The following is a 15809-nucleotide window of genomic DNA, read 5'->3' as shown; positions in this document are numbered from 1 at the left end:
ATGCTTTTTACCCTTAAGAAATACATTGGAGGGATGATGCTTCCCCTTCCGCTGCTGCTCATCATCATCGCGCTGGGGCTGGCGCTGGTGTGGTTCAGTCGCTTTCAGAAGAGTGGCAAAACGCTTATCACGCTCGGCTGGTTTGTCCTGCTACTGTTGAGCCTGCAGCCGGTCGCGGATGGTCTGTTGCGCCCCATCGAAAATAAGTACCCAACATGGCAGGGAAATCAGAAAGTGGCGTATATCGTGGTGCTGGGCGGCGGATATACCTGGGATCCTGACTGGGCCCCCAGTTCAAACCTGATCAACAACAGTCTGCCACGGCTAAACGAAGGCATTCGCCTCTGGCTGGCAAATCCGGGATCAAAAATGATCTTCACCGGCGCGGCGGCCAAAACGAACCCGGTGAGTACGGCTGAGGCAGGTGCCAGAGTAGCGGAATCACTCGGCGTGCCGCGTTCCTCAATTATCACTCTCGACAGCCCAAAAGATACCGAAGAAGAGGCTGCCGCAGTGAAGCAGGCAATAGGCGATGTCCCGTTCTTACTGGTGACCTCCGCCTCACACCTGCCGCGCGCGATGATTTTCTTTGAGAAGCAAGGCCTGCACCCGCTTCCCGCACCGGCAAACCAGATGGCCATTGACGCGCCGCTCAACCCGTGGGAACGGGCGATCCCATCCCCGGCGTGGCTAATGCATAGCGATCGCGTCGGTTATGAGACGCTCGGACGCCTCTGGCAGAGGCTGAAAGGATCGTCAGGCGAGCCAGGGCAAGAGTGATTTTGTTGCCAGATCGAAGTTTGCGCGGTTAAAACGTCCGGTATTCACCAGCTGCGCGACTTCGTCCCAGAGCAGGTAAAGCCAGCGCCGCCAGAGAAACGCTTCTGCAACGGGCGCGCGTTGAAGGTAGTGCCACAGTAAACCTTCCGCCGCCCCGCTGTCGCTGAGCCTGAACAGCTCATATTCGCGCGGAGCCCAGAGCATGATCCCCGGCCCGAGCATCGCCAGAAGCTGATCGCTGCGGGAGTCTTTGAGCATGCTGCGCAGGGTGAAATTACCGTGGATCAGCACGCAGTTGTCATTAAACCCGTCGAACAGCGCCGGTAAGCACTCGCGGGTGCGAAACAGAATACGTTTGTCCTGCATGGTTAAACCGGTATTGTTGAACTGGTTAAGCGTTCCCCAAAGCACTTCCACCCGCTGGCGATACCACAGCGGCCACAGGTTTTCCTGAGTGCTGTCGACCGGACCGACAAGCCCGCGGCTATCCTGACGATGCCAGGCCAGCAGCGCCTCGACAATCTGGTCTTTTAACTGCTCCCAGCGTTCCGGCGTGCGCGCGGGCGCTTCAACGGGCACGCCGCGTAAACGCTCAATCAGCAGCACGTCCGGGCCGGGGTGTTCCTCGTGGGTCATCACGCCGTACACCGTCGGCATACGGACGGTTCCCTCCCGCGCCAGCATCGACATTTTCCATGCAAGCTGCCTGGCAACGCCCGGCGAGGTGAAACTTCTGGCCATCAGCGGCATTGGGTTGCCCTGACTGTCATACAACGACCAAAGCGCGGTATCGGCCTTTTCACTCACGCATTCGACCCGGCTTAATTTCTCACCCAGCAGATGGCTAAGTTCGGCACGCAGCTGTTCCATATGAGATTACCCCCATTAAGACTACTGCTTTTATAATGAGCGTCCTGAAGGGATATGTCACCCGGAAGAGAACAATTAGGAAAAAGAAAGGGGAATTAACGGGGAGAGGACATCCCCCCGTCAGGAGGGATGCAGGCGATATCAGCGCAACTCGGCGCGAACGCGCTCAAGATCTTCCGGCGTATCAACGCCCGTTCCAGGCACTTCGCTGGCAACGGCAACGTGAATTTTTTCGCCGTACCAGAGCACGCGAAGCTGCTCCAGCATTTCGATATGCTCCAGCGGACTCGGCGCCCAGGTAACATACCGACGAATAAAACCGGCCCGATAGCCGTAGATCCCAATATGACGCAGGAAAGTATCGCCGATGGTCTCTTTAGAGAGCGCAAAGCGATCGCGATCCCACGGGATGGTGGCGCGTGAGAAATAAAGCGCATAGCCTTCGGCATCCATGACCACCTTCACGGCATTCGGATTGAATGCCTCTTCGGCGTGGTGAATAGGCACCGCGAGCGTCGCCATACCGACCTGACGCTGAGCCAGGTTTTCTGCCACCTGACGGATAATCACTGCCGGGATCATCGGCTCGTCACCCTGCACGTTAACGATGACCGTATCATCACTGAAGCCACATTTCTCAACCACTTCCGCCAGACGCTCGGTGCCGGACTGGTGATCGGCGCGGGTCATGCATACCTCACCGCCTGCCGCCTCAACCGCACGGGCGACGTCAGGATGATCGGTAGCAACAATCACGCGATCGGCACCGGATTCACGCGCACGCTCAAGAACATGCACAATCATCGGCTTGCCGTTGATATCCACCAGCGGTTTACCCGGCAGACGCGTTGAGGCATAACGCGCAGGAATAATGACAACAAAACTCATGGTTTGCTCTCTTCTGCCACCAGGGAACGAGCTTCATTTTCCAGCAGTACCGGAATGCCGTCACGCAGCGGGAAAGCCAGGCTGTCCAGCTTGCAGATCAGCTCCTGTTTGTCCTGGCTGTAGTAGAGTTTGCCGTTGCATACCGGGCAGGCAATAATTTCAAGTAAACGGTGATCCATAGTTCCTCCGTATGGGTAATCGCTAAAGCTTAACACATTCCCTTTTCAGGGAGTGCCTGTTTCCCAGCCACTTCGACAGGATGTAAACAGCCCGTCGGGCACCCTACCCAGCGTCACGTCGCGGGCACCCTGCCAGCGCGCGAATTCGCTAATGGCGGACGTTAACCCTTTTTCCAGGCTCGCCGTCACCCTGACGCCCTCTTCCAGATAAAGCGCAATAATTTCAAGCGTGCCGGTCTTGCGGTGCATTTTGGCGTCCATGCGCCCGACCAGTTGCCCCTTATGCAGCAGCGGGAGTACAAAGTAACCATACTGGCGCTTTGACGCCGGGGTATAACATTCCAGCCGGTAGCTAAAGTCGAACAGCTGCTCGGCGCGTTTTCTGTCCCAGACGACCGGGTCGAAAGGCGACAACACCGCACTGTGGGTTGCCTGAAGTTTCCCCTCCTGGGCCAGAGGCAGTAGCGGGAGGAGATCCGCATGCAGCCACATGTCGCCCAGCGTTTCCACCGTGACCGGGATGACGCGCTGTTCGCATTGCCAGATGTCCAGCAGCGGTTTCAGCGCGGGCTGGCGAAGGCGATAATAATCAGCCAGCCATTGCGGGCGGAAAATCCCCAGGCTGCGGGCGCTGTTTTCGAGCATGATGGCCTCGGCCGCCTCCTGGGTAAGCAGGTCACGCTCGTCGTCCCAGTGCGGCATCACGCGATGCGTCAGGTCGTAGACGCGCTGAAAATTACGCCGCTCAATCACCATGACTTTGCCAGAGGTAAACAGCCCTTCGAGATGACGCTTATGCGGCTTCCACTCCCACCAGCCGCTGGTGCCTTTGCGCGGGTGTTCAAAATCGGCGGAGCGTACGGGACCGTTATCCTGAATATGCGCGATTAGCTGCTCAATTTCGGCCGCATGTTCCAGCATCCACGCCTGACGGTATTTCCAGCCCATCTTTTCCGGAGCAAGCATACGGTGGCGAACCAGGGCAAAATCGCTGCGGGGCAGGAAGCATGCTTCGTGCGCCCAGTACTCCATTAACTCTCCCTTGCTGAGCGCCTCATCCAGCCACTGCGAAGGATAATTCCCCAGGCGGCTAAACAGCACCAGGTAAGGGCTACGGGCCACGATGTTAATGGTGTCGATTTGAAGCAGCGACATGCGCTGGACGGTCGAGAGAATATCGGCAGGCTGCGCGCGGCGGCGGGGCTTTTTAAGCAGCCCCTGCGCGGCAAGGTGTAAATGACGTGCGGCTGAAAGCGAGAGTTGCGGTAAAGACATGCGTTTTCCTGTCAGTCAAAGCGCCACCAGAACCGCGTAAGCGTTTATTTCACCAACGCAATCAGTTCCTTGAGCAAACGTTCCGGCTGCTCGCCGCTGAGTTCAGCGTCAACCGGCAGATACCACCAGTTATCTTTCGCAAAGGCACGGCATTTCACCGCATCTTTTTCGGTCATGATCAGAGACTGCCCGGGTACGGTCAGGGCGTCTACCTGCCCTTCCACCAGCGCCTGGTGGTCGGCCAGCGGAACGCGTTTTTCCAGCCGGGCACCACACTGTTCCAGCGTCGCGAAGAAGCGCGGCGGATGGCCAATCCCCGCCATCGCCACCGGTGAAGGCAGCTCAGCAACCGACCGGCGCTCACCCGTCACCAGGTTGATCGCCAGGCCTGGCTGCAGGTACATCGGGATTTCACCCGAGTTTGCCTCACCGCCGTTCACAATCACCGCATCAACGGACTTAAGGCGCGAAGCGCGTTCGCGCATGGGTCCGGCCGGCAGCCACCAGCCGTTACCGAAACGGCGAACCCCGTCGATCACCACAATTTCTTTATCACGCGCCAGGGCGTAGTGTTGCAGGCCATCGTCAGTGATAATGATTTGTACCGCGTGTTCAGCAAGCAGTGCCTGAACGGCGTCGCTGCGCACCGGGGAGACCGCAACCGGCGCGCCGGTACGCTGAAAAATCAATACCGGCTCATCACCCGCTTCGGCAGTCGTGGTTTCCGCCGTCAGCAGCAGCGGATAACGCGCCGCTTTACCGCCATATCCGCGCGATACCACCCCCGGGCGGATACCGCGTTTTTGCAATTGCTCCACCAGCCAGATCACCACCGGCGTTTTACCGTTGCCACCCGCCGTAAGATTACCGACCACCACAACCGGAACCGGCGCGCGCCAGGCACGCTTCAGCCCCAGACGGTAAAACAGACGGATAGTGCCGCTCACCAGGCCGTATAGCCAGGAGAGCGGCAAAAGCAGCAGCCACAGCGGGGATTCACCGGACCAGATGCGTGCAATCATTCGCCAAACTGCATCTTATGAAGCTGGGCGTAAACGCCGCGGTGTTCCAGCAAATCAGCATGGCTTCCGCGTTCAACAATGATGCCGTCTTCAACAACGACAATTTCGTCAGCCTGCTCGATAGTCGACAGACGGTGCGCAATCACCAGCGAGGTACGGTTCTTTTGCAGCTCATCCAGGGCAGACTGAATAGCGCGTTCAGATTCCGTATCCAGCGCAGAGGTCGCTTCGTCCAGAATCAGAATTGGGCTATCGCGCAGCAGCGCACGCGCAATGGCGATACGCTGACGCTGACCGCCGGAGAGCAGCACCCCGTTCTCACCGATTATCGTATCCAGACCGTTATCCATCTTGTTGATAAAGTCCATTGCGTAGGCCATACGCGCGGCATTCTCAATCTGCTCACGGCTGTATTCATCCGTGCGCGCATACGCAATGTTGTTAGCCACGGTATCGTTGAACAGGTGCACGTTCTGGGAGACCAGCGCCACCTGGTTACGCAGCGACTGCAGGGTATATTCCCGCAGATCATGACCGTCCAGGAGGATCTCACCTTCGTTAATATCGTAGAAACGGGTGATCAGGCTGGCAATGGTCGATTTACCCGAGCCGGAACGGCCCACCAGAGCCACGGTTTTACCCGCCGGAATGGACAGGTTGATATTACGCAGTGCCGGCGTTTCACGTCCAGGATAGGAGAAAGTGACATTGCGGAATTCAACATCGCCACGGGCGCGCTCAATCTCGCGTGTACCTTCATCTTTTTCCTGTTCGGAATCCAGAATGCTGAACAGCGTCTGACAGGCGGCCATCCCGCGCTGGAACTGGGCGTTGACGTTCGTCAGGGATTTCAGCGGACGCATCAGGGCGATCATTGAGGAGAAGACCACGGTGATAGTACCCGCCGTCAGCGTCTCCATGACGCTCGGGAAGCTTGCTGCATACAGGACGAATGCCAGCGCCAGGGAGGCAATCAGCTGAATAATCGGATCAGAGATGGAAGAGGCCGAGACCATTTTCATCCCCTGCAGACGCATTTTGTTGCTGACTTTATCAAAGCGTTTGGTTTCGACGTCCTGACCACCAAAAATCAGAACTTCTTTATGCCCTTTCAGCATCTGTTCCGCGCTGGTCGTCACCTGGCCCATCGTGTTCTGCATATTCTTACTGATATTGCGGAAGCGCTTTGAGACGACGCGGATAGCAATAGAAACTATCGGAGCCAGAACGATAAGGATGATCGACAGCTGCCAGCTGTAATAGAACATCATCGCGAACAGGCCGATGATTGACGCGCCCTCACGTACAACGGTGATCAGCGCGCTTGAGGAAGAGGAGGCAACCTGCTCGGAATCGTAGGTAATACGAGACAGCAGCGTCCCGGTAGACTGCTTGTCAAAGAACGAGACCGGCATGCCCATCATGTGGCTGAACAGGCGACGGCGCATAGTCATCACCACTTTCCCTGATACCCAGGAAATACAGTAGCTGGAGATATAGCTGGTGATGCCGCGTAAGATCATCAGTCCGATAACCACCAGAGGCATCCATAGCAACACTGAGCGATCCGTTTTACCAAAACCGTCGTCCAGTAACGGTTTGAGGAGCGATAGCATAAAAGTATCGCTGGCTGCGTTGAGGATTAACGCTACACCCGCCACGATCAGGCCTGCTTTAAAGGGTGCAATCATCGGCCAGAGTCGGCGGAAGGTTTGCCACGTGGAGAGATCTTTGTCGTTATGCATTCAAAAAACCAGCATTCGTTGAAATAGCCGCATATTCTACCCGTTATCGACGGGCTCGCCAAACCACTGATGATACCAAACGGGTAAAAATTGCTCTCGCAAGCGCCGGATTTGCCAGTGATGTTGCGAGAATGTCACCGATATTTGTCCAGAATGAGGGGTATCGTGCCAAATGTACCCCTCTTTTCGATAGCGTCGGACAACTTTTGCCGACGGGAATCGCCATGCGTTATAGCGGGCCGTGGAATCCAGGGCTATCTGACCTTCCACCCGCTGTACCAGCGGCAATGACGACGAAGTATTGCTGCCATGATGAGGAATCTGTATGAGCGTGGACGTCAGATAACGCCAGTAATGGCTAAGCATAGCCTGTTCCGCTTGCGCTTCAATGTCCCCCGTTAGCAGAACACTCTGCTCACCGTCGTCCACCTTTACCACGCAGGAATGGTTATTTCCCTGAGCCGGGTAATTTTCGGGGGGCCAGTGGACGGTGAAGGAGAGTCCCTGCCATCGCCATCTCTGCCCGCGAAAGCAGGGCCGATGTCCCGCCTGGCGCAATGGGCTTCTTACCCACACGTCCGGCCACGCTTTTTGCAACGATGCGAGGCCTCCCGCATGGTCGAGGTGTTCATGACTGAGAATAACGCCTTCAGGCCTCAGGTGATGCCAGCGAAGCCACGGGATAATTAACCGCTGCGCGCTATCCCCGCCCGGCCAGGCAAGCCCGGTATCATAGAGAATGGCTTTTCCCTGCCGTTCAATGACCATCGCCAGCCCCTGCCCTACATCCAGCATATGCAGCGTCCAGCTCTCGTTTTTTTCCGTTCTCCAGAGAGGAAATGTGAGTAAAACACTTCCTGCAAGACAAACGGCAGGAAGGGTTTTCCAGGCACGAAAGCGCCAGCCGATGATGATAAGCCAGGGCAGTAATGTCATGTACTGCCAGCGTTGGTCGACATTTTGCCAGCCGTCAGGCAGGCGCATGAGGAGCCAGAACAGCCCCGCAAGTGACTTATTGGCTGCGAACCAGACAACGCTTTCCGGTGCCGCCAGCGGTAGGAGATGAAGCAGCATGCCGAGCAGGATCAGCGGCACGGAGACAAACGTCACCAGGGGAACGGCAAAGAGATTCGCGACCAGGGAGGAGATGCTGAAGCCATGGAAAATCAGAACCTGTAGCGGCATCAGCAGCATCAGCATGCCGACCTGCAGATAGATCAGGTTCAGCAGCAGCCGTATACGTCGTACCCGGTGCCAGCCAGGAAGAGGCAGCCACTGAAACCAGAAAATCAGCGCGGCGACAGCAAATGCAGACAAGAGCAGACTCTGCGAGAGTATGGCTAAGGGATCGCTTATCAGGATCGCCGCGATACAGCACCCCCATACCTGCCAGGGAGACCATTGCCGGGCAGCGATCCGCAACATTGCAAGCACAGCAAGCGCGATGACCGTTCGTAGCGCAGGTGGTTGCAGACCGGTAAGCCAGGCGTAGAACGCGGCAAAGCATAACCCGGCCAGAAGAGGCATTTGCCAGTGGATCCAGTGGCTGGGTAATAAAAACTGAATCCCACGCGCGAGTAACCAGGCGAGGGATGCCGCCAGCGCGATATGCAGACCCGAAATCGCCATCAGATGCAGCGTCCCTGTTTCACGCATCAGGTCTTTTATTTCCCGGGGCACATCCAGACGTTCGCCCATTCCCAGTCCGAGAATAACCGCCCCCCATCGGTAAGCAGAAAGGCGGTTTTGCAGTGACATAAGATATTGCGCTCGCAGGCTGCTGCGTCCATCGACGAGTTCCGCACGGGTGAAGCGCCCGCTCAGCGTTTGGTGCCGGGCAAAAGCGCTGCGTTGGGAATCATAACCGCCGTCGTTCAGTTCGCCGTGGACAGGTCTGAGCCTGAGCGTCATGCTCCAGCGCTGACCGGCACACGCTTTCTGTGGCAGATAATTGCCATACAGCGTTATGCCGGTAGAGGCCCACCAGCGCTTACCATCAACGCGAAGAATGTTTCCCTGATGCTGCGTTGCGCCATCTGTGGCGGTGATCTCTACCTCAGCCTGCACGGCCCCCGTGGTTAAATGCTGCATCGGCCAGACGCTCTCCTTCGCAGCCAAAATACCCCACACGCAAAATAACAGCGTGAGACCCGCATACTTCAGTCGTACGTTTCGCCGTGCGGCCAGCACGCTCCCGCCAACAATCATTATCCACACGGTATGACGTGATGGCAGTTCAGGTAACCAGAGTAACGGGGCTATTGCCAGAATGACGCAGACGCTAAGCGCGGGAATTCCCATTGCTACCTCCCTGTTTCAGAGGGGCAGTATGTAATCAGGCAGAGCGAATTGTCAGATGGGAAAAGTGCGTTTTACAGCGCGCGCTGTTCTGTTTTTATCGGTTTGCAGAAAACGAAACGGAAAACTGCGGGGCACCTTCAGAAGGAAAGCGACAGAGACAAAAAAAGCACCCGCAGGTGCTTTCTTTCGAACCCAGTTTAACCGGCTGGCTAAACTCAGTTGCCGTAAATATTGGCGCGATCGCGCAGTTCTTTACCCGGCTTAAAGTGTGGAACGTACTTGCCTTCCAGCTCGACTTTATCGCCAGTTTTCGGGTTACGCCCGGTACGTGGAGCACGATAGTGCAGAGAAAAACTACCGAAACCGCGGATTTCAATGCGCTCGCCCTGGGCAAGAGTGGAGGCCATATGCTCCAGCATCTCTTTTACGGCATCTTCCACTGCCTTGGCAGGGATATGCGGTTGCTGACTGGCAAGTCTTTCAATCAATTCTGACTTGGTCATGATTCCTCCGGTTCCTTTCAAACCAATTAGCTGAACAGCTCATTAAACAAGGGCGGCCGTAGCCGCCCTTTGTTATTGATTACAGGACGAATCCTGCAATCTGTCAAGTTTGCTCCTCATCCTTCACGCTGTAAATGCGTTACAGCGCAAATGATGCTGAGAACCTGATATTACTCGCCTTTAGCTGCTTTGAAAGCTTCAGCCATTGCGTTGTTAGAGAAGTTTGCATCTTCCTGTTTGTTAACAGTTGCGATTGCATCTTTCTCATCAGCTTCGTCTTTAGCACGAACAGACAGGCTGATTGCACGGTTCTTACGGTCAACACCGGTGAACTTAGCTTCAACGTCGTCGCCTACGTTCAGAACCAGAGTGGCATCTTCAACGCGGTCACGTGAAGCTTCAGAAGCGCGCAGGTAACCTTCAACGCCGTCAGCCAGTTCTACGGTTGCGCCTTTAGCGTCAACTGCAGTCACTTTACCGTTTACGATTGCGCCTTTCTTGTTCAGTGCAACCCAGTTGTTGAACGGATCTTCTGCGAGCTGTTTAACGCCCAGGGAGATGCGCTCACGCTCTGCGTCAACCTGCAGAACAACTGCAGCGATTTCGTCGCCTTTTTTGTATTCACGAACTGCTTCTTCGCCTGCAACGTTCCAGGAGATGTCAGACAGGTGAACCAGGCCATCGATGCCGCCGTCCAGGCCGATGAAGATACCGAAGTCAGTGATAGACTTGATTTTACCTTCAACACGGTCGCCCTTGTTGTGGGTTTCCGCGAACTGCTGCCATGGGTTGTTTTTGCACTGTTTCAGGCCCAGGGAGATACGACGACGTTCTTCGTCGATATCCAGAACCATCACTTCCACTACATCACCAACGTTAACAACTTTGGATGGGTGGATGTTTTTGTTGGTCCAGTCCATTTCGGAAACGTGCACCAGACCTTCAACGCCTTCTTCGATTTCAACGAAGCAGCCGTAGTCAGTCAGGTTGGTTACGCGACCAGTCAGTTTAGTACCTTCTGGGTAACGCTTAGCGATAGCTACCCATGGATCTTCGCCCAGCTGTTTCAGGCCGAGGGATACACGAGTACGCTCGCGGTCGAACTTCAGCACTTTAACAGTGATTTCGTCGCCCACGTTCACGATTTCGCTTGGGTGCTTAACGCGTTTCCACGCCATGTCGGTGATGTGCAGCAGGCCATCAACGCCGCCCAGGTCAACGAATGCGCCGTAGTCAGTGAGGTTCTTAACGATACCTTTGACTTCCATGCCTTCCTGCAGGTTTTCCAGCAGCTGATCGCGTTCTGCGCTGTTTTCGGATTCGATAACGGCACGACGGGAAACAACAACGTTGTTACGCTTCTGGTCCAGCTTGATTACTTTGAACTCAAGCTCTTTGCCTTCCAGGTGCAGAGTGTCACGAACTGGACGAACGTCTACCAGAGAACCTGGCAGGAACGCACGAATACCATTCAGCTCAACAGTGAAGCCACCTTTAACTTTGCCGTTGATAACACCGACCACAGTTTCAGCTTCTTCGTAAGCTTTTTCCAGCGTGATCCATGCTTCGTGACGTTTAGCTTTCTCACGAGAAAGCAGGGTTTCACCGAAGCCGTCTTCTACTGCGTCCAGAGCAACGTCAACTTCGTCACCAACCTGGATTTCCAGCTCGCCCTGGGCGTTTTTGAACTGCTCTGCCGGAATGGCGGACTCAGATTTCAGACCGGCGTCAACCAGTACTACGTCTTTGTCGATAGCAACAACAACACCGCGAACGATGGAACCCGGGCGGGTTTCGATTTCTTTTAAGGATTCTTCAAACAGTTGAGCAAAAGATTCAGTCATGTTTAATCTTCAGGTTAATATTAACGTCCACCTGGCTCCGTGCCGGATGGGGTTGTTTCACATACCCGCCGTCAATCCATTGCAGCGGGGGTACTACTAAATCGGTCGCGATTACGCGAGTGCCAGTTTTTGGCGCGCATATTGTAGCGCTTTTTCAATCACTTGCTCAATAGTTAAACTGGTTGAATCCAGAACTAATGCATCTTCTGCAGGAACAAGTGGGGCGACGGCGCGGTTACGATCGCGGTCATCGCGCTCTTTTATCTCGGATAAAAGGCGATCAAAGTTAACACTAAACCCCTTTTCCTGCAACTGAAGCATGCGGCGTTGAGCACGTTCTTCCGAAGAGGCGTCAAGGAAAATTTTCACTGGCGCATCAGGGAATACCACCGTTCCCATATCGCGTCCGTCAGCGATCAGCCCCGGGGCTTCACGGAACGCGCGCTGACGACGTAACAGCGCCTCGCGAACGCGCGGAAACGCCGCAACCTGAGAGGCCGCATTAGCCACTTCCTGCGTACGGATTTCGCCGCTCACGTCTTCCCCTTCAAGGATGACTTCCAGGTTGCCATCGGTCGATACGAAACGCACATCCAGATGCGCAGCCAGCGGAACCAGCGCTTCTTCAGACGCGACATCCACATGGTGATGCAGCGCGGCCAGCGCCAGCACGCGATAGATTGCTCCCGAATCTAAAAGATGCCATTGCAATGCTTCCGCCATCGCTTTGCACAGAGTACCTTTCCCTGCGCCACTCGGCCCATCAATGGTGATTACCGGGGCAACTGCCGTCATCTTTTTCTCCTTAAATAAGGCATACCGTTTACATGAACGCCGCGCATTATACGCGCCAACGTGCGCAACTGTTACCTTTGCGTGCAAATTACGGAATGATTGAAGCAGAGTGTAGAAGAAATGAGCGGAGGTGTTCGTAATGAAGCGTAAGGAAATGCCGCATCGGGCGATGCGGCAATACGTTATCAGGCCAGCGTGCTAATGCGTGCCAGCTGTTCGAAGTAGTCCGGGAACGTTTTCGCCGTACATTTCGGGTCAAGAATGGTGACAGGCGTGTCTGACAGCGCCACCAGCGAGAAGCACATCGCCATACGGTGATCGTTGTAGGTGCCGATTTCCGCAAACTGCAGTTTTGCCGGAGGCGTCACGCGAATGTAGTCTTCGCCCTCTTCCACCTCGGCACCGACTTTTCGCAGCTCGGTCGCCATCGCGAACAGGCGGTCCGTCTCTTTTACGCGCCAGTTGTAGATGTTACGCAGCGTGGTAGTGCCTTTGGCAAACAGCGCCGCCGTGGCAATGGTCATCGCCGCATCCGGGATATGGTTCATGTCCATGTCGATGGCGTTCAGCTCGCCGTGGGTACAGGAGATGAAGTCATCGCCCCAGGTGACAATGGCGCCCATCTTTTCCAGCACGTCCGCAAAACGGATGTCGCCCTGCACGCTGTTACGGCCAATACCGGTCACTTTTACCGTGCCGCCTTTAATCGCACCCGCGGCCAGGAAGTAGGACGCAGATGACGCATCCCCCTCAACAAGGTAGTTGCCCGGAGACTGGTACTGCTGCGCCCCGCGCACCACGAAGCGCTGATAGGACTGGTTTTCCACCTCAACGCCGAAGGTTTTCATCAGGTGCAAGGTGATATCAATGTACGGTTTAGAAACCAGGTCACCCTTGATGCTAATAACCGTATCATGCGGTGCCAGCGGCGCGGTCATCAGCAGTGCCGTCAGGAACTGGCTGGAGACGCTGCCGTCCACCTCGACGTGACCGCCGGTAAAACCGCCGCGCAGACGCAGTGGCGGATAGTTTTCCTGCTCCAGATACTCAACCTGCGCGCCGCCCTGACGCAGAGCATCCACCAGGTGACCAATCGGACGCTCTTTCATGCGCGGCTCGCCGGTCAGCACAATGTTATTGCTACCCAGGCACAGGGCCGCCGCCAGCGGGCGCATCGCGGTACCGGCGTTGCCCAGAAACAGCTCAAGCTCTTCATCCGTCTGCAGCGCGCCGCCGTTGCCGGTCACTTCGCAGCGGGTACGATCGTCGGAGAGAGTGTAATGAACGCCCAACGCTTTCAGCGCATTGAGCATATGGCGCACGTCATCGCTGTCCAGCAGGTTTGTGAGGACGGTGGTGCCGTTTGCCAGAGCTGCCAGCAGCAGAGCGCGGTTCGAGACACTTTTTGAACCAGGCAGATTAATGGTGCCATCTACCCGCGCGATAGGTTGTAACGTCAGGGATTCCATGAAAACTAAACTCTCAACTCAACATAATAAAAACCCCGCAGGGACGCTGCGGGGGTGAAAAACAGCAAATTAACCGTGACGACGTTCGAAGTCGATCATGAAATCCGTCAGGGCTTTAACGCCTTCCAGCGGCATCGCGTTATAGATGGAGGCACGCATGCCGCCAACGACACGGTGGCCTTTGAGCGCATGCAGGCCTGCCGCGAAGGACTCTTCCAGGAACACTTTGTCCAGGCTGCTGTCCGCCAGCTGGAACGGCACGTTCATGCGGGAACGGTTCGCTTTCGCCACATCGTTGCGGTAGAAATCGCTCTTGTCGATCACGCCATACAGCAGTTCAGCTTTCTGCTGATTGACCTTGTCCATCTGCGCCACGCCGCCGTTTTGCTTCAGCCATTTGAAGACCAGGCCGGAGAGATACCAGGCAAACGTTGGTGGGGTGTTGAACATCGAATCGTTATCGTTCAGCACGGTGTAATCAAGAATCGACGGGCAGGATTTATGCGCTTTACCCAGCAGGTCTTCACGCACGACGACGATAGTCAAACCGGCCGGGCCGATATTTTTCTGCGCGCCCGCATAGATAACGCCGTAGCGGCTGACATCAATTGGCGCAGACAGAATGGTGGAGGAGAAGTCGGCGGCAACTACGACATCGCTGCCGAAGTTTGGCGTCTCGTCGATGGCAATCCCGTCAATGGTTTCGTTCGGGCAGTAGTGAAGATACGCTGCCTTATCGGAAAGCTGCCACTCGCTCATTGGCTTCACGGCACGCAGACCGTCAACGGTCACTTTGGCGTCGATAACATTCGGCGTGCAGTATTTATGCGCTTCTTTAACCGCGCTTGCCGCCCAGTAACCCGCATCAACGTAGTCAGCCGTCGTTTTATCACCGAGAATATTCAGCGGAACGCCTGCAAACTGGCCGCGTCCACCGCCGTGACAGAACAATACTTTGTAGTTCGAGGGAATATTCAGCAGATCGCGAAAATCCTTTTCTGCCTCTTCCGCCACCTGAATAAACTCTTTGCCACGGTGGCTGATTTCCATCACCGACGTACCGAGACCGTTCCAGTCACAAAGTTCCTGTTGAGCCTGTTTAAGCACGTCTGCCGGTAACATTGCCGGACCTGAACTGAAATTAAAGACTTGAGCCATTTCCCCTCACCACGCTAAAAGCCATAAGTTATAACTGTGGATATCGGTTTTATCATTCAGTGACACGCGCCGCAATGTCTAAAACTTATGACCCGTGAAATGTGCCCCGCGTCACACAAAACAATCTGCCGCCTCGCTAAGACAAAACCGACAAAATGGCTGTCAGGTAATACGTTTGGCCCGGCTAACCTTCGTCCATTCCGGATTTGCACAGCGGGGGCATAATTGGCGATCCCCCGGCTGCATCGCGACAACATGGCTACATCTTACGCAAGCATACTCGCCGGATTCCGGTACCGTTCTGAAACGCTCAATGAGCATATCCGGCAGGATACACAGTCCCGGCTTCACCTCGTCGTCAGAATAGTAATAGACGCTGATCTGCCCGTTGGTTTCCATGATCGCCAGACGCACCTGCCCGAGCTGTTCAACGCTGTTAAGGCGAAGCTCCATAAAGAACTCAAACTCGGTCATATTGGCGCTTTGTACATTTTCCCAGGCCAGCTGTCCGTCCTCGACGATAACGACCGGCTTCCCTTCAAGCAGATCTTCGAGCTTTTCGCTTTTCGACATCAGCCACATGACAAGACGGTAAAGTAGCGCCAGTGAGACAAAAACGATAAACACCGGCACCATCGGCACGTCATCATAAAAGGCGACGTCACCCGCCGCCGAGCCCAGCGTCAGGATGATCAACACCTCAAAGAGCGACATCTGCCGCACGCCGCGGCGGCCGGTGATTTTAAGAAACAGGAAGACGAGGACGAAGGTATACAGGCTGCGCAGCGCCACTTCGCCCAGAAATTCAGGAGGAACTTTATCAAACGCCATCCGCTGGAGATCAAATGCTTTCATTTTTCTATGCCTTAACAGTCAGTTACTGCCACTAAGCATAGCCCAGCCTTTTATTTTCGCCGAAGATAGCACCCGTCACGCAAAACCCGTATCATTGCGCGCTTTACGTACGATAAAAGTGAACG

The 15809-nt window shown here is 55.4% G+C and carries 14 protein-coding genes; 1 reads left to right on the top strand and 13 read right to left on the bottom strand.

Annotated features, from left to right (window positions below):
* Positions 1-780, top strand: a complete 780-nt coding sequence (elyC, locus tag ACMGGX_RS17045) for an envelope biogenesis factor ElyC (RefSeq protein ID WP_420298643.1) — start codon at positions 1-3, stop codon at positions 778-780.
* Here the strand turns inward: elyC and ACMGGX_RS17040 are convergent.
* The 13 genes from ACMGGX_RS17040 to ACMGGX_RS16980 form a co-directional block, all read right to left on the bottom strand.
* Positions 757-1650, bottom strand: a complete 894-nt coding sequence (locus ACMGGX_RS17040) for a YcbJ family phosphotransferase (RefSeq protein WP_023311002.1) — start codon at positions 1648-1650, stop codon at positions 757-759. The two genes, elyC and ACMGGX_RS17040, sit on opposite strands and share 24 nt — an antisense overlap.
* A 141-nt stretch (positions 1651-1791) precedes the next feature.
* Entirely contained in the window at positions 1792-2538 is a 747-nt protein-coding gene (gene kdsB, locus ACMGGX_RS17035; protein WP_023311001.1) for a 3-deoxy-manno-octulosonate cytidylyltransferase, read from the bottom strand.
* Entirely contained in the window at positions 2535-2717 is a 183-nt protein-coding gene (gene ycaR, locus ACMGGX_RS17030) for a protein YcaR (RefSeq protein WP_006174474.1), read from the bottom strand. The genes kdsB and ycaR overlap by 4 nt, the downstream gene beginning before the upstream one ends.
* A 45-nt stretch (positions 2718-2762) precedes the next feature.
* On the bottom strand, positions 2763-3992 hold the full coding sequence (locus ACMGGX_RS17025) for a winged helix-turn-helix domain-containing protein (RefSeq protein ID WP_348560845.1): 1230 nt from the start codon (positions 3990-3992) through the stop codon (positions 2763-2765).
* Between the two features lie 44 nt (positions 3993-4036).
* Positions 4037-5014: a tetraacyldisaccharide 4'-kinase gene (gene lpxK / locus ACMGGX_RS17020; RefSeq protein ID WP_202770279.1), complete on the bottom strand. Its 978-nt coding sequence runs from the start codon at positions 5012-5014 to the stop codon at positions 4037-4039.
* Entirely contained in the window at positions 5011-6759 is a 1749-nt protein-coding gene (msbA, locus tag ACMGGX_RS17015) for a lipid A ABC transporter ATP-binding protein/permease MsbA (RefSeq protein WP_063441480.1), read from the bottom strand. Before msbA ends, lpxK begins: the two co-directional genes overlap by 4 nt.
* A gap of 36 nt (positions 6760-6795) precedes the next feature.
* Complete coding sequence (locus ACMGGX_RS17010) at positions 6796-9060, bottom strand: ComEC family protein (RefSeq protein WP_420298642.1); 2265 nt, start codon at positions 9058-9060, stop codon at positions 6796-6798.
* A gap of 215 nt (positions 9061-9275) precedes the next feature.
* Positions 9276-9563: an integration host factor subunit beta gene (ihfB, locus tag ACMGGX_RS17005; protein ID WP_008499965.1), complete on the bottom strand. Its 288-nt coding sequence runs from the start codon at positions 9561-9563 to the stop codon at positions 9276-9278.
* A 170-nt stretch (positions 9564-9733) separates the two neighbouring features.
* The gene (gene rpsA / locus ACMGGX_RS17000) at positions 9734-11407 is read right to left on the bottom strand and encodes a 30S ribosomal protein S1 (protein ID WP_008499966.1); all 1674 of its coding nucleotides are present in this window, start codon (positions 11405-11407) and stop codon (positions 9734-9736) included.
* 111 nt (positions 11408-11518) lie between these two features.
* Positions 11519-12202, bottom strand: coding sequence for a (d)CMP kinase (cmk, locus tag ACMGGX_RS16995; protein ID WP_013097305.1), 684 nt, complete (start codon positions 12200-12202; stop codon positions 11519-11521).
* 185 nt (positions 12203-12387) lie between these two features.
* The gene (gene aroA, locus ACMGGX_RS16990; RefSeq protein ID WP_181594710.1) at positions 12388-13671 is read right to left on the bottom strand and encodes a 3-phosphoshikimate 1-carboxyvinyltransferase; all 1284 of its coding nucleotides are present in this window, start codon (positions 13669-13671) and stop codon (positions 12388-12390) included.
* 69 nt (positions 13672-13740) lie between these two features.
* Positions 13741-14829: a 3-phosphoserine/phosphohydroxythreonine transaminase gene (gene serC, locus ACMGGX_RS16985; protein WP_368743687.1), complete on the bottom strand. Its 1089-nt coding sequence runs from the start codon at positions 14827-14829 to the stop codon at positions 13741-13743.
* A gap of 162 nt (positions 14830-14991) precedes the next feature.
* Entirely contained in the window at positions 14992-15684 is a 693-nt protein-coding gene (locus tag ACMGGX_RS16980; protein ID WP_023310994.1) for a DUF421 domain-containing protein, read from the bottom strand.
* Positions 15685-15809: the final 125 nt, after the last annotated feature.

Source organism: Enterobacter sp. BNK-29 (assembly GCF_048684785.1).
In the GTDB taxonomy this organism is placed as follows: Bacteria; Pseudomonadota; Gammaproteobacteria; order Enterobacterales; family Enterobacteriaceae; genus Enterobacter; species Enterobacter cloacae_M.
Note: the sequence above shows the minus strand (reverse complement) of the source record. Positions and strands in the feature narration are given on the sequence as shown.

Coding starts and splice junctions, on each gene's coding strand:
- elyC (WP_420298643.1), top strand. CDS start 1: ATGCTTTTTACCCTTAAGAAATACATTGGAGGGATGATGCTTCCCCTT.
- ACMGGX_RS17040 (WP_023311002.1), bottom strand. CDS start 1,650: ATGGAACAGCTGCGTGCCGAACTTAGCCATCTGCTGGGTGAGAAATTA.
- kdsB (WP_023311001.1), bottom strand. CDS start 2,538: ATGAGTTTTGTTGTCATTATTCCTGCGCGTTATGCCTCAACGCGTCTG.
- ycaR (WP_006174474.1), bottom strand. CDS start 2,717: ATGGATCACCGTTTACTTGAAATTATTGCCTGCCCGGTATGCAACGGC.
- ACMGGX_RS17025 (WP_348560845.1), bottom strand. CDS start 3,992: ATGTCTTTACCGCAACTCTCGCTTTCAGCCGCACGTCATTTACACCTT.
- lpxK (WP_202770279.1), bottom strand. CDS start 5,014: ATGATTGCACGCATCTGGTCCGGTGAATCCCCGCTGTGGCTGCTGCTT.
- msbA (WP_063441480.1), bottom strand. CDS start 6,759: ATGCATAACGACAAAGATCTCTCCACGTGGCAAACCTTCCGCCGACTC.
- ACMGGX_RS17010 (WP_420298642.1), bottom strand. CDS start 9,060: ATGGGAATTCCCGCGCTTAGCGTCTGCGTCATTCTGGCAATAGCCCCG.
- ihfB (WP_008499965.1), bottom strand. CDS start 9,563: ATGACCAAGTCAGAATTGATTGAAAGACTTGCCAGTCAGCAACCGCAT.
- rpsA (WP_008499966.1), bottom strand. CDS start 11,407: ATGACTGAATCTTTTGCTCAACTGTTTGAAGAATCCTTAAAAGAAATC.
- cmk (WP_013097305.1), bottom strand. CDS start 12,202: ATGACGGCAGTTGCCCCGGTAATCACCATTGATGGGCCGAGTGGCGCA.
- aroA (WP_181594710.1), bottom strand. CDS start 13,671: ATGGAATCCCTGACGTTACAACCTATCGCGCGGGTAGATGGCACCATT.
- serC (WP_368743687.1), bottom strand. CDS start 14,829: ATGGCTCAAGTCTTTAATTTCAGTTCAGGTCCGGCAATGTTACCGGCA.
- ACMGGX_RS16980 (WP_023310994.1), bottom strand. CDS start 15,684: ATGAAAGCATTTGATCTCCAGCGGATGGCGTTTGATAAAGTTCCTCCT.